This window comes from Streptomyces sp. NPDC043996 (genome assembly GCF_056435225.1).
The window spans coordinates 47,848-63,661 of sequence record NZ_JBWKEY010000019.1 but is presented as its reverse complement, the minus strand read 5'-3'; the positions used below and the strand labels follow the sequence as shown (position 1 = coordinate 63,661).

The window sequence follows — 15,814 nt, the reverse complement described above, 5'->3', positions numbered from 1 at the left end:
ACCCGCGGTGGATTCCAAGAGAATCCACTAGGGGCGGGTAGGGGGAGGGTAGGGGTTGTTGGTCTTATAGCGCCCTCATAGCGTCATCGAGAAAACGGCTGCGGACAGGTCCGTTGTATGCCAGCAGGTGCGGCACACGTCCTGAACAGGTGACATTTGATGGCGAATGAAGAGACGCTGCGCGACTATCTCAAGTGGGTTTCGGCGGACCTGCATCAGACGCAGCAACGTCTGAAGGACATCGAGGCCGCTGCTCAGGAGCCCATCGCGATAACCGCGATGAGCTGCCGCTTCCCCGGCGGCGTGGGCGGTCCTGAAGATCTGTGGCGCCTTCTTTCCGAAGGCCGCGACGCTATTTCCGGTCTCCCCACCGACCGCAACTGGGATCTGGACGCGCTCTACGACCCGGACGCGGCTGGAAAGCAGGGCACAAGCTCCACCGCCCACGGCGGCTTCCTGAACGGCGTCGCCGAATTCGACGCCGCGTTCTTCGGGATATCCCCGCGCGAGGCCCTCGCGATGGACCCGCAGCAGCGGCTCCTCCTGGAGACCGCGTGGGAGGCGTTCGAACGCGCGGGCCTCGACCCCGCGACGGTGCGCGGCAGCAGGACCGGCGTGTTCGTCGGCACCAACGGCCAGGACTACGCCCCGCTCCTCTTCGAAGCCGAGGAGGACGTCGAGGGCTATGTGAGCACCGGCAACGCGGCCGCCGTCGAGTCCGGCCGCATCGCCTACACCCTCGGCCTTGAGGGCCCCGCCCTCACCGTCGACACGGCCTGCTCCTCGTCCCTGGTGGCGCTGCACCTGGCGGTGCAGGCGCTGCGCCAGGGCGAGTGCGGCATGGCCCTGGTGGCGGGCGTCACCGTCATCTCCACGCCCGGTGTCTTCACCGAGTTCAGCCGCCAGCAGGGCCTGGCCGCCGACGGCCGCTGCAAGGCCTTCGCGGCCGCCGCCGACGGCACCGGCTGGGGCGAGGGCGTCGGCATGCTCCTCGTGGAGCGCCTCTCCGACGCGCGCCGCGCCGGACGCCCCGTCCTCGCGGTCGTGCGCGGCTCGGCCATCAACCAGGACGGCGCCAGCAACGGCCTGACCGCCCCCAACGGCCCCTCCCAGCAGCGCGTCATCATGCAGGCCCTCGCCAACGCCCGCCTCACGGCGGCCGATGTCGACGCGGTCGAGGCGCACGGTACGGGCACCACGCTCGGCGACCCCATCGAAGCGCAGGCGCTGCTCGCCACGTACGGCCAGGAGCGCCCGGAGAACGGCGAGCCGCTGTGGCTCGGCTCCATCAAGTCCAACATCGGCCACACGCAGGCCGCCGCCGGGGTCGCGGGCATCATGAAGATGGTCCTCGCCATGCGCCACGGCGTCCTGCCGCAGACCCTCCACGTCGACGCGCCCAGCCCCGAGGTCAACTGGTCGGCGGGCGCCGTGGAACTCCTGACCGAGGCCCGCGAGTGGACCGTGCGGGAGGGCGGGGCCCCGCGCCGCGCCGGCATCTCGTCCTTCGGCGTCAGCGGCACCAACGCCCACGTCATCGTCGAGCAGGCACCGGCGGCCGAGCCCCGCACCGACGCCGCCGAGCGGCCTGCCCCGGACGCCGCCCCGGTCCTCGCGGGCGTGGTCCCGCTCACCCTGTCGGCCAAGACCCCCGAAGCCGTCCGCGCCCAGGCCGCCCAGCTGCGCGAGCGCCTCCTCGCGGACACCGCCCTCGCGGCGGGCGACGTCGCCTGGTCCCTGGCCGTGGCACGCTCCCGGTTCGAGCACCGGGGCGTCGTCCTCGGCCGGAGCCGCGACGAACTCATCGCCGGGCTCGCGGGCCTGGCCGACAACGACGGCACGGCGGCCGGCACCGCCACCGTCACCGGACACACGGTGACCGGTGCGGGCCGCCCCGTCTTCGTGTTCCCGGGGCAGGGTTCGCAGTGGGCGGGCATGGCCCGTGAACTGCTCGACTCCAGCCCCGTGTTCGCTGAGCGGATGCGGGAGTGCGCGGACGCGCTGGCGGAGTTCGTGGAGTGGGACCTCCTTGAGGAGCTGAGCGGCGACCACTTCGACCGTGTCGATGTCGTTCAGCCGGTTCTCTTCGCGGTGATGGTGTCGCTGGCTGCGGTGTGGCAGGCGGCTGGTGTGAAGCCCGCTGCTGTCGTCGGTCACAGCCAGGGTGAGATCGCTGCCGCGTGCGTCGCGGGCGCGCTCACGCTCCAGGACGCCGCTCGCGTCGTCGCCCTGCGCAGCATCGCGATCCGCGAGCTGTCCGGCAAGGGCGGCATGGTGTCCGTGCCGCTGCCCGAGGCCGAGGTGCGCGAACTGATCACCGGCTGGCAGGGCCGCATCGAGCTGGCCGCCGTCAACGGCCCGGCCCAGGTGGTCGTTTCGGGTGAGCCGGAGGCGCTGGAAGAGCTGGTCGCGCAGTGCGTGGCCAAGGACATCCGGGCGCGCACCATCCCTGTCGACTACGCCTCGCACTCCTCGTACGTCGAAGACATCGAGGCGCAGATCGGCGAGGCGCTTGCGGGTGTGACCCCGCAGGCCGCCGAGGTTCCGGTCTTCTCGACCCTGACCGGGGCGTGGCTGGACGCGGACACGCCGATGGACGCGGGCTACTGGTACCGCAACCTGCGCCAGACGGTCCTCTTCGAGCACGCCACCCGAGGTCTCCTCGCCGAAGGCCACGGTCTGTTCATCGAGATGAGCCCGCACCCGGTGCTCACCGTCCCCGTGCAGGCCACCATCGACGCCACCGACAGCCCGGCCGCCACCCTCGGCTCCCTGCGCCGCGACGAAGGCGGCGCCGACCGGCTCGCGGCCTCCCTCGCCGAAGCGCACGCCTACGGCGCCGAGCTGGACTGGAAGGCGTTCCTCCCGGGCGCCGGAACCGTCGTCGACCTGCCCACCTACCCCTTCCAGCGCGAGCGCTACTGGCCGAAGGCGGCCCCGGTGGGTGCCGGAGACGTGGTCTTCGCGGGGCTGCGCGCCGCCGGGCATCCGCTGCTCGGGGCCGCCGTGGCCCTCGCGGACGCCGACGGCTACCTCTTCACGGGGCGCCTTTCGACGCAGACCCACCCGTGGCTCGTCGACCACGCCGTGGACGGCGCGATCCTGCTGCCCGGCACCGCCTACGTCGAACTCGCCCTGCGCGCGGGCGACGAGGTCGGCTGCGGCTTCCTGGAAGAGCTGACCCTGGAGGCCCCCCTCGTCGTACCCGAGCAGGGCGCCGTCCAGATCCAGATCTCGGTGAGCGGCCCCGACGGCACCGGACGCCGCGAGCTGAGCCTGTTCGCACGCCCCCAGGACGACACCGACGATCGCCCCTGGACCCGGCACTTCACCGGCACCCTGCTGCCCGCCGCCCCCGCGGAGACGGGCGCCGACACCGCCGACCTGGCCGCGTGGCCGCCCGCGGGGGCCGAGCGCGTCGACGTGTCCGACCTGTACGAGCGCCTGACGGCCAACGGACACGGCTACGGCCCGCTCTTCCAGGGCCTGCGCGCCGCCTGGCGGCAGGGCGACGACGTCTACGCGGAGATCGGACTCCCGCAGGAGGCGGGCGCCGACACCGAGTCCTTCGGGCTGCACCCGGCGCTCTTCGACGCCGCGCTGCACGCGATCGGCCTCGGCGACTTCATCGCGCGCACCGACCGCGCGCACCTGCCCTTCGCCTGGTCCGACGTCACCCTCCACGCCACCGGCGCCACCACCCTGCGGGTGCGCGTGACCCCCGCGGGCACGGACACCGTGGCCCTGCTGGCCGCCGACGCCACCGGACGGCCCGTCGTGTCCGTCGGCTCCCTCGCGCTGCGCGCCCTGTCCGAGGAGCAGCTGACCGGCGGCCCCCGCCTCGACGCGCTCTTCCAGGTGGAGTGGACGCCCGTCGACGCCCCGGCCACCGCGGACGCGCCGCTCGCGTCGGCGGCGCTCCTCGGCACCGCCACCGGCGCCCTGACCTCCGTACCGCGCGCGTACGCGGACCTGGACGCCCTCACCGCCGCGCTCGACGAAGGCGCCGAAACGCCCGCGACCGTACTCCTTCCGCTGTTCCCGCTCCTTCCGCTCCTTCCGCTCCTGACGGACGCGCCGTCCGCCGACGGCGCGCCCCCGGTCGCGCTCGACGCCGTCCGGCCCCTGCTGGAGCAGACCCTGGAGGCCGTGCGCGGCTGGCTGGGCGACGAGCGGTTCGAGGCGTCCCGGCTCGCCGTCGTGACGCGCGGCGCGGTCGCCGCCCACGACACCGACCCGGACCCCGTGGCCGCCGCCGCGTGGGGCCTGCTGCGCTCGGCGCAGTCCGAGCACCCGGACCGGTTCGTGCTGCTCGACCTCGACCCCGCGGCCCCGAACGACACGCCCGAGACCGACGCCCTGGTCGCCGCCGCCCTCGCCACAGACGAGCCCGAGCTGGCGCTCCGCCACGGCGCGCTGCGGGCGCCCCGGCTGACCCGCGTGCCGCTCCCGGACACCGCCCCCGACGCCACCGCCTGGGGCGAGGGCACCGTCCTCGTCACCGGCGGCACCGGCACCCTCGGCGGCCTCGTGGCCCGCCACCTGGTGGCCCGGCACGGCGTGCGCGACCTGCTCCTGGTGTCCCGCCGGGGCGACGCAGCGCCCGGCGCCCCCGAACTCCTCGCCGCGCTGGCGGAGTCGGGCGCCCGCGTCCGCGTCGCCGCCTGCGACACGGCCGACCGCGCCGCGCTCGCCGCGCTCCTCGCCGACACCGGCGCCGGACTGTCGGCGGTCGTGCACGTGGCCGGGGCCCTGGACGACGGCGTGGTCACCGCCCTGACGCCGGAGCGCATCGACACGGTGCTGCGGCCGAAGGCGGACGCGGCGCTGCACCTGCACGAGCTGACCGCCGGCCTCGACCTGTCCGCGTTCGTCCTGTTCTCCTCCGCCGCCGGTGTCTTCGGCACCCCCGGCCAGGCCAACTACGCCGCCGCCAACGCCTTCCTCGACGCCCTGGCCCAGCGCCGCCGCGCCCACGGCCTCCCGGCGGCCTCGCTCGCCTGGGGCCTGTGGGAGCAGGCCAGCGAGCTGACCGCCCACCTGGGCACGGCCGAACTCGACCGCAGGACCCGCGCCGGAGCGGCCCCGCTCACCAGCGACGAGGGCCTCGCGCTCTTCGACGCCGCCCACGCGGCGGGCAACGCCCTGACCGTGCCGGTCCGCCTCGACCTCGCGGGCCTGCGCGCCCGGGCCGCCTCCGACGGCGTGCCCCCGCTGCTGCGCACCCTGGTCCGCGCGCCGCGGCGGCGCACCGCCGCCGCCGGGGACAAGCAGGAGGGCTCCGCGCTCGCGCGGCGCGTCGCGGCGCTGCCGCAGGAGGACCGCGAGCAGGAGGTCCTCACGCTGGTGCGCGGCCACGCCGCCGCCGTACTCGGCTACCCGTCCGCCGATGCCATCGCGCCCGACCGCGCCTTCCGCGAGGTCGGCTTCGACTCCCTCACCGCCGTCGAACTGCGCAACCGCCTCACCGCCGCCACCGGCCTGCGCCTGCCCGCGACCCTCGCCTTCGACTACCCGGCCGCCACCGTCCTGGCCCGCCACATCCTCGAAGAGCTCCTGGGCACGGACGCGGCGGCACAGCCCGCGGGCACGGCCCGCAAGGCCACGGGACCGGCCGCAGCCGAGGACGACGACCCCATCGTGATCGTCTCCATGAGCTGCCGCTACCCGGGCGGCGTCACCACCCCCGAGGACCTGTGGCGCCTGGCCGCCGACGGCGTCGACGCCATCGGCGACCTGCCCGGCGACCGGGGCTGGGACATCGACGCGCTCTACGACCCCGACCCGGAGAGCCCCGGCTCGTTCTACACGCGCGAGGGCGGCTTCCTGTACGACGCCGCCGACTTCGACCCGGCGTTCTTCGGCATCTCCCCGCGCGAGGGCCTGTCCATCGACCCCCAGCAGCGGCTCCTCCTGGAGACCACCTGGGAGGCGTTCGAGCGGGCGGGCATCGACCCGGCGACGGCGCGCTCCACCTCGACCGGCGTGTTCGTCGGCGTCATGTACAACGACTACGCCACGCACCTCCTGAGCGCCCCCGGCGGCCTCGACGACCTGGGGGGCTACGTCGGCAACGGCAGCGCCGCGAGCGTCGCGTCGGGCCGCATCTCGTACACCTTCGGCCTCGAAGGCCCGGCGGTCACCGTCGACACCGCCTGCTCGTCCTCCCTGGTGGCCCTGCACCTGGCCGCGCAGGCGCTGCGGCAGGGCGAGTGCGACATGGCCCTCGCGGGCGGCGTCGCCGTCATGTCGACGCCCGGCACGTTCATCGAGTTCAGCCGCCAGCGCGGGCTCGCGGCCGACGGCCGCTGCAAGTCCTTCGCGGCCGCCGCCGACGGCACGGGCTGGGGCGAGGGCGTCGGCCTGCTCCTCCTGGAGCGCCTGTCGGACGCCCGTCGCAAGGGACACCGCGTCCTCGCGGTCGTCAAGGGCTCGGCCGTCAACCAGGACGGCGCGAGCAACGGCCTGACCGCCCCCAACGGCCCGTCCCAGCAGCGCGTCATCCGCGCGGCCCTGGCGAGCGCGGGCCTGGAGCCCGGCGACATCGACGCCGTCGAGGCGCACGGTACGGGTACCACCCTTGGCGACCCGATCGAGGCGCAGGCCGTGATCGCCACGTACGGCAAGGGACGTTCGGCCGAGCGGCCGCTGTGGCTGGGTTCGCTGAAGTCGAACATCGGGCACACGCAGGCCGCCGCCGGTGTCGCCGGGGTCATCAAGATGGTCATGGCGATGCGGAACGGTGTCCTCCCGCAGACGCTGCACGTGGACGCGCCGACCCCCGAGGTGGACTGGACGGCCGGTGCCGTCGAGCTCCTGACCGAGTCCCGTACGTGGGACGAGCGGGACGGCGGCGGTCCGCGCCGCGCGGGCATCTCCTCCTTCGGCGTCAGCGGCACCAACGCGCACGTCATCGTGGAGCAGGCGCCGACCGCCGACGCTCCGACGCGGCCGCACGAGACGCCCGGCAGCGACGCGCCGCTGACGTCCGTGGTGCCGCTGGCCCTGTCGGCGAAGACCCCCGAGGCCCTGCGCGCCCAGGCGGCCCGCCTGCGCGAGCTCCTCCTGACCGACACCGACCTCGAACTTCCCGACCTGGCCTGGACGTTGGCGGTGGCCCGCTCGCGGTTCGAGCACCGGGGCGTCGCCCTCGGCCGCGACCGCGACGAGCTCATCGCCGGACTCGCGGGCCTGGCCGACGGCGATGACACGGCCACCACCGTGGTCACCGGACGGTCCCTGGCCGCCGGGCGCGCGGTGTTCGTGTTCCCGGGTCAGGGGTCGCAGTGGGCGGGGATGGCGGTCGAACTCCTCGACGCCTCGCCGGTGTTCGCTGAGCGGATGCGGGAGTGCGCGGCTGCCCTGTCGGAGTTCGTGGACTGGGATCTGTTCGAGGAGCTGAGCGGGGACCGCTTCGACCGGGTCGATGTGGTTCAGCCGGTTCTGTTCGCGGTGATGGTGTCGCTGGCGGCCACGTGGGAGGCGGCTGGTGTGAAGCCCGCCGCTGTGGTCGGGCACAGCCAGGGCGAGATCGCGGCCGCGTGTGTCGCGGGTGCGCTGTCGCTGAGGGATGCCGCCCGTGTGGTGGCGCTGCGGAGCATCGCGATCCGCGAACTGTCCGGCAAGGGCGGCATGGTGTCCGTGCCGCTGCCGGAGCAGGACGTACGTGAACTGATCACCGGTTGGGACGGCCGCATCGAGGTCGCGGCCGTCAACGGACCCGCCCAGGTGGTCGTTTCCGGTGAGCCGGAGGCGCTGGAGGAGCTGGTCGCGCAGTGCGTGGCCCAGGACATCCGGGCCCGCACGATCCCCGTCGACTACGCCTCGCACTCCTCGTACGTCGAGGACATCGAGGCCCAGATAGCCGAGGCCCTCGCGGAGGTCGCCCCGCAGGCCCCTGACGTACCCGTGTACTCCGCCCTGACCGGCGCCTGGCTGGACGCGGACACGCCGATGGATGCCGGGTACTGGTACCGCAACCTGCGCCAGACGGTCCTCTTCGAGCACGCCACCCGAGGCCTCCTCGCCGAAGGCCACGGCCTGTTCATCGAGATGAGCCCGCACCCGGTCCTCACCGTCCCGGTGCAGGCGACGATCGACGCCACCGACAGCCCGGCCGCCACCCTCGGCTCCCTGCGCCGTGACGAAGGCGGCGCCGACCGGCTCGCGGCCTCCCTCGCCGAAGCGCACGTGCTCGGTGCGGAGCTGAACTGGAAGGCGCTCTTCCGTGGTGCCCGGGTCGTCGCCGACCTGCCCACGTACGCCTTCCAGCGACAGCACTACTGGCCTGACTTCGCGGACCCGGCCGACGCGGCGCCGCTCGCCGTGGACGAGGTGGAGTCCCGGTTCTGGGAGGCCGTCGAGCGCGAGGACCTGGCGGGGCTCGCCGCCGAACTGGAGGTGGGGGAGTCCGCCGCCGCCGACCTCGGCGCGGTCCTGCCCGTCCTGTCGTCCTGGCGGCGGCAGCGCCGCGAGCGGTCCACCGTCGACGGCTGGCGCTACCAGGTGACCTGGAAGCCCGTGCCCGGCAGCGCCCTGCCGACGGCCGGGCTCACCGGACGCTGGCTCGTCGTCCTGCCGGAGAGCGCGGGCGACCACCCGTGGACGGCGGGAGTGCGCGAGGCCCTGGCGCGAGCGGGCGCGGAGGCAGTCGAACTGCACGTACCCGCCTCTGAGTTCACGCGCGAGGCGCTGGCCGCCCGGCTGCGGGACGCCGCCGTCGCCGAGCCCGCGGGAGTCGTCTCGCTGCTCGGCTTCGAGGAGTCCGTGCACGCGGAGCACTCCGGCGTGCCGAACGGCCTCGCCGGAACCCTGGCACTGGTGGGGGCACTCGGCGACGCGGACGTCGCCGCCAAGCTGTGGGTGGTGACCCGGGGCGCGGTGTCCACCGGCCGCAGCGACCAGGTCGAGGACCCGGCGCAGGCGCAGCTGTGGGGCTTCGGCCGGGTGGCCGCCCTTGAGCACCCCGCCCGTTGGGGCGGTCTGATCGACCTGCCGTCGGCGCCCGACACCCGTGCGGGCGCGCGGTTCGCCGCCGCCCTCGCCGGAGTCGGCGATGAGGACCAGCTCGCCGTGCGCGGCTCCGGTGTCCTCGTACGCCGCCTGGAGCGGTCGGAGTCGCCCGAAGGCGCCAAGCGCTGGACGCCGCGCGGCACCGCCCTGATCACCGGCGGTACCGGTGCGATCGGCGGGCACGTGGCGCGCTGGCTGGCCCGTGAGGGCGTCGAGCACCTGGTGCTGACCAGCCGTCGTGGCCTGGACGCTCCCGGTGCCGTCGAGCTGAAGGCGGAGCTGGAGGAGCTAGGTGCGGCTGTCACGGTCGCCGCGTGCGATGTGGCGGACCGGGACGCGGTCGTACGCCTCCTCGACGAGCTGGCCACGGGCGGACACACGCTCCGCTCCGTCTTCCACGCGGCGGGCATCGGACAGACGCAGCCGCTGGACGAGATGTCCGTGGCCGATGTCGCCGAGGTGTTCGGCGCGAAGACGGCGGGCGCCGCGCACCTGGACGACCTTGTCGACTCCGAGGCACTGGACGCGTTCGTGCTGTTCTCGTCCAACTCCGGTGTGTGGGGCGGCGGTGGTCAGGGCGCGTACGCGGCCGCCAACGCCTACCTGGACGCGCTCGCCGAGCGGCGCCGCGCCCGGGGCCTGCCCGCCACCTCCGTCGCCTGGGGCCTGTGGGCCGGTGGCGGCATGGCCGGGGACGAGGGCGCGGAGCACCTGCGGCGCCGGGGCCTGACCGCGATGGCGCCGGAGCGCGCGGTCGCGGCCCTGGCCCAGACGGTGGCGTACGACGAGACGTTCGTGGCGGTCGCCGACGTGGACTGGGAGCGGTTCGCGCCCTCCTTCACCTCCGTGCGCCCCAGCCCGCTCATCGGGGACCTGCCGGAGGTGCGCCGCGCCCTCGCCGAGCCCGAGACCGAGGCCGACGCGGCCCGCGCGGGCCAGCAGGGCGCACCCGGCTCCGAGTGGGCCGCGCGCCTCACCGGTCTCACGACGGGCGAGCAGGAGCGCCAGCTCCTGGACCTGGTACGTGGTCACGCCGCCGCCGTGCTCGGCTACGCGGGCCCGGAGGCCGTGGAACCCACGCGCGCCTTCCGTGAGTTGGGCTTCGACTCGCTGACGGCGGTCGAGGTCCGCAACCGCATCGCGTCCGCGACGGGCCTGAAGCTGCCGACGACGCTGGTCTTCGACTACCCGACCTCGGCCGTCCTCGCGGGCTACCTGCGGACACAGCTGGTCGGAGACGGCGAGAGTGCCAAGGGCCAGGTTCCCGCCGCGCGCGCCACAGCCGTGGACGACGACCCGATCGTGATCGTGTCGATGAGCTGCCGCTACCCCGGCGGCGTCACCAGCCCCGAAGCCCTCTGGCGGCTGCTGGCCCAGGGCGAGGACGCCATGTCCACGTTCCCCGGCGGCCGTGGCTGGGACCTGGAGGGCCTCTACGACGCCGACCCCGAGAACCGGGGCACGAGCTACGCCCGCCAGGGCGGATTCCTCTACGACGCCGACCAGTTCGACCCGGTGTTCTTCGGCATCTCGCCGCGCGAGGCCCTCGCCATGGACCCGCAGCAGCGGCTCCTGTTGGAAACCTCCTGGGAGCTGTTCGAGCGGGCGGGCATCGACCCGGGGACCCTGCACGGCAGCCAGGCCGGTGTGTTCGTCGGCGCGTCGTCGCAGGGCTACGGCTCGGGCCTGCGGGAGACCCCCGAAGGCGTCGAGGGCTACCTCCTGGCGGGCACGTCCGGCAGCGTCATCTCCGGCCGCCTCGCCTACTCCTTCGGCCTGGAGGGCCCGGCGGTCACCGTCGACACGGCCTGCTCGTCGTCCCTCGTCGCCCTGCACCTCGCGGCGCAGGCGCTGCGGCAGGGCGAGTGCGACCTGGCGCTCGCCGGTGGCGTCACCGTCATGTCCCACCCCGGTGCCTTCATCGAGTTCAGCCGCCAGCGCGGCCTCGCCGCCGACGGCCGCTGCAAGGCCTTCGCGGAGGCGGCGGACGGCACGGGCTGGGGCGAGGGCGTGGGGCTGCTGCTCCTTGAGCGTCTGTCGGACGCCCGCCGCAAGGGACACCGCGTCCTTGCGGTCGTCAAGGGCTCGGCCATCAACCAGGACGGCGCGAGCAACGGCCTGACGGCCCCCAACGGCCCGTCCCAGCAGCGCGTGATCCGCGCGGCCCTGGCGAACGCGGGACTCGAGGCCACGGACGTGGACGCGGTCGAGGCGCACGGCACGGGCACCACCCTCGGCGACCCGATCGAGGCGCAGGCGCTGCTCGCCACGTACGGCCAGGAACGCCCCGAGGACCAGCCGCTGTGGCTGGGCTCGGTGAAGTCGAACATCGGCCACACCCAGTCCGCCGCCGGTGTCGCGGGCGTCATCAAGATGGTCATGGCGATGCGCGAGGGCGTGCTCCCGCAGTCCCTGCACGTGGACCGGCCGAGCACGCACGTCGACTGGACGGCCGGAGCGGTCGAGCTGCTGACCGAGGCCCGTACATGGGCCGAGCGGGACGGCGGGGCACCGCGTCGGGCGGGTGTGTCGTCCTTCGGTGTGAGCGGTACGAACGCCCACGTCATCGTGGAGCAGGCGCCGATTCCGGCCGCTGCGGACGAGCCCGTGCAGTCGGCCGTCGCGCCCGCGACCGCCGTACCGTGGCTGGTCTCAGCGCGCAGCGCGGAGGCGCTGACGGCGCAGGTCGAGCGGCTGCGTGAGCACGTTGCCGCTGACGCTGGTCTGGGCGCGGTGGATGTGGGCTGGTCGCTGCTGTCCGGGCGGGCCTTGCATGAGCACCGGGCCGTGGTCTTTGGCCGTGACCGGGAGGACTTCCTGACCGGTCTCGACACCCCCCTGTCGGGGTCGGTTGTTGAGGGCCGTCTTGGTGTGGTGTTCACGGGGCAGGGCAGTCAGCGGGTCGGTATGGGCCGTGAGCTGTACGAGGCGTTTGAGGTGTTCGCGGACGCGCTGGACGAGGTGTGTGCTCATGTTGATCCGTGGATAGAACGTTCGCTCCAGAGCGTGATGTTCGGTACCGACGCGGAGCTGCTTGAGCAGACGGGGTATGCGCAGCCCGCGCTGTTCGCTGTCGAGGTCGCCCTGTACCGCCTCGCCGAGTCCTTCGGGGTGCGCCCCGAGGTCGTCGGCGGTCACTCCATCGGTGAGCTGGCTGCCGCGTATGTGGCGGGCGTGTGGTCGCTTGAGGATGCGGCTCAGCTGGTGGCTGCTCGCGGTCGGTTGATGCAGGCGCTGCCTGGGGGTGGTGCGATGCTGGCCGCGCAGGTGGCGGAGGCGGATGTGCTGCCGCTGCTGGAGGGTCTGACGGATCGCGTGGGTGTGGCGGCCGTCAATGGGCCGTCCCAGATCGTGCTTTCGGGTGAGCGCACGGCCCTGGAGGGTCTGGAGCAGTCCCTTCGGGGTGAGGGCCGCAAGGTGAAGTGGCTGAAGGTGTCGCATGCCTTCCACTCGCCGCTGATGGACCCGGCTCTGGAGGACTTCCGTAAGGTTGCCGAGGGGCTGGCCTATCAGGAGCCGACGCTGCCGGTGGTCTCCAACGTCACCGGTGAGCTGGCGGAGCCGGGGCTGCTGAAGGACCCCGAGTACTGGGTCCGCCACATCCGTGAGGCGGTCCGCTTCCACGACGGCCTTGGCGCCCTGACCGGCTTCGGTGCGTCCACGCTCCTCGAACTCGGCCCGGACGCGGTCCTGACCGCGATGGCGCACGACACGCTCACCGATCCGGCCGCGCAAGCGGGCCTCGTCGCCGCTGTCCGCAAGGACCGCCCCGAGCCGGACACCTTCCTGACCGCCCTCGCGCAGCTGCACGTGCGCGGCCTTACCGTCGACTGGACGCCGCTGTACGCCCCAGTCGCCTCCCGGCACCGCGTCGACCTGCCCACCTACGCCTTCCAGCACCAGAGCTACTGGCTGCGGCAGACCGGCGGCGCCGCCGACGTGGAATCCGCGGGCCTCGCCTCGGCGGGGCACCCGCTGCTGGGGGCCGGGACGCCGCTGGCGGACGCGGACGGGTACCTGTTCACGGGCCGTCTGTCGCTCACCACGCACCCGTGGCTCGCGGACCACGCCGTCGCGGGCCGGGTGCTCCTGCCCGGCACCGCGTTCGTCGAGCTCGCGGTGCACGCGGGCGGCCAGATCGGCTATGGCGTACTCGACGAGCTGACGCTCGGCGCGCCCCTGGTGCTGCCCGAGCACGGCAGCATCCAGGTGCAGCTGCGCGTCGACGCCCCCGACAACACCGGGCGCAGGCCCATCAGCCTGCACTCGCGCCCCGAGCCGGGCGACGCCGCCGACGGCCTGTCGGCCGACGCCTGGACCAAGAACGCCACCGGCACCCTGACCGAGTCCGCGCCGGACGCGCCCGCCGCGTCCGACGACCTGACCTCCTGGCCGCCGCGCGACGCGCAGCCCCTGGCGGTCGACGGGCTCTACGACGGCCTTGCGCAGGCGGGCTACGACTACGGGCCGGTGTTCCAAGGGCTGCGTGCCGCCTGGCGGCGCGGCGACGAGGTGTTCGCCGAGGTCGCCCTGCCGGACGACGAGCACACGGAGGCCGGTTCCTTCGGCCTCCACCCGGCGATCCTCGACGCCGCCCTGCACGCCCGGGCCGCCGCTGCCGCCACCTCCGGCGCGGCGGACGAAGCGGAACCCGCCACCGGCGGACTCCCCTTCACCTGGACCGGGGTCACGCTGCACGCCGAAGGCGCCGCCACGGTCCGCGTCCGGCTCGCGCCGAACGGCACGGACGGCGTGTCCCTGGAGGTCGCGGACACCACCGGAGCTCCGGTCGCCACGGTCGACGCCCTCGTCTTCCGGCCCATGTCGAAGGAGCTCATCGAGCGGATGAGCGGCGCGAACCCGTACACGGACTCCCTCTTCCACGTGGAGTGGAGGCAGCAGTCGTTGGCGTCGGCCGAGGCGGTTCCTGCCGTCACGGTGTGGCGCGCCGGTGACGCCGGGGCCGAGCTGAGCCCCGAGGCCGTGTCGTCGCGTCTGGCCGAGGCGCTGGGTGTGGTGAGGGACTGGCTGGCGGATGAGCGCGATGAGGCGTTGCCGCTGGTGGTGGTGACGCGAGGTGCTGTCGCCGCTGGTGAGAGTGCGCCGGACCCGGTGGGTGCGGCGGTGTGGGGTCTGGTGCGGTCGGCTCGTACCGAGCACCCGGGCCGCTTCGTCCTCGTCGACACAGACACAGACACAGACATGGATGAGTCGGTTCTGGGAGCCGTGCTGGCTTCGGGTGAGCCCGAGGTGGCGGTCCGGGGCGGTGCGGTGTTCGTGCCGCGTCTGGCCCGCGTCGCGGCCTCGGCTGGCGATGACGTCGCCCCGTGGGGCGAGGGTTCGGTGCTCGTGACGGGTGCCTTCGGTGGTCTGGGGCGTGTGGTGGTCCGGCATCTGGCCGAGCGCCATGGCGTACGGGACCTGCTGCTGGTCTCGCGTCGCGGCCTGGAGGCTTCGGGGGCCGCCGAACTGCGCGATGAGCTTTCCGCGTTGGGTACGTCGGTCACGGTCGCCGCGTGTGACGTGGCCGACCGTGACGCCCTGGCCAGGCTGTTGAAGGACAAGGGCGCGGACCTCTCCGCGGTCGTGCATGTCGCGGGCGTCTTGGACGACGGTGTGGTCACCTCGCTCACCCCGGAGCGCATCGACACCGTGCTGCGGCCGAAGGTCAACGCGGCGCTCAACCTGCACGAGCTCACCGCCGACCTGGACCTCTCCGCCTTCGTCCTGTTCTCCTCGGCGTCCGGAGTCTTCGGCGGCCCGGGTCAGGCCAACTACGCGGCGGCGAACGGCTTCCTGGACGCTCTGGCGGCTTCGCGTCGCGCCGCGGGCCTCCCGGCGACGGCGCTGGCGTGGGGTCTGTGGGCCCAGGACAGCGACATGACCGGAAGCCTCGCCGACGCCGACCGGCAGCGCATGGCGCGCGGCGGCGTCCTCGCCCTCGGCACCGAGGAGGCGCTGGCCCTGCTCGACCTCGCCCCGGCGAGCGAGCACCCCGCCCTCGTACCCCTCCGCGTCGACACCGCGTCGCTGCGCACCCAGCCGTCGGAGGCGCTGCCCGCCCTGCTGCGAGGCCTCGTCCGGCCCGCCGTGCGGCGCGCCCGGAGCGCCGAGGCGGACGCCACGGCCGTGCGCGCGGAAACACTGCTGGACCGCCTGGCGGGCCGCTCCGGTGCCGAGCGCGACCGGATTCTCGTGGACCTCGTCCGCACGCACGTGGCGGGAGTGCTCGGCTACGCGTCAGCGAACGCCGTCGAGCTGAGCCGGGGCTTCCTGGAGCTCGGCTTCGACTCCCTCACGGCCGTCGAACTGCGCAACCGCCTCACGGCCGAGACCGAGCTGCGGCTGCCCAGCACACTGATCTTCGACTATCCGAACCCGGCGGCACTCGCCGAGTACCTGTCGGAAGAGCTGCCCACGACGGCCGCCGTGCTGCCCGCGGGACCGATCGACCCCCGCGATCTGGACGCCGAACTCGACCGTCTCGAGAGCGCCCTGAAGGCCGTGGGCGACGACGCCGACGGCACGGAACGGGACCGCGTGGCAGGCCGGTTGCGCTCCCTGCTCACCACCTGGGACACCGCCCGGGGCCCCGCCCCGGCGGCGGAGCCGGGGCGCGAGCTCGAAGACCTCGAAGACCTCGAAGGCGCGACCGCCGACGAACTCTTCGACCTGCTCGACAGCGAGCTCCAGACCCCGTCGGACACCGGCACTGGCACCACCAGCAACACCACCAGCACTGGCTCAACCACCGGCACGGACACGGACCGGCCCGACCGCTTCGAGGAGGCGCTGTAAATGG

1 protein-coding gene is annotated in these 15,814 nt (G+C 74.0%); it reads left to right on the top strand.

The annotated features are described in order from the left end of the window. Positions 1-159 precede the first annotated feature (159 nt). Complete coding sequence (locus AC07A4_RS37285; protein WP_478607883.1) at positions 160-15,810, top strand: type I polyketide synthase; 15,651 nt, start codon at positions 160-162, stop codon at positions 15,808-15,810. Positions 15,811-15,814: the final 4 nt, after the last annotated feature.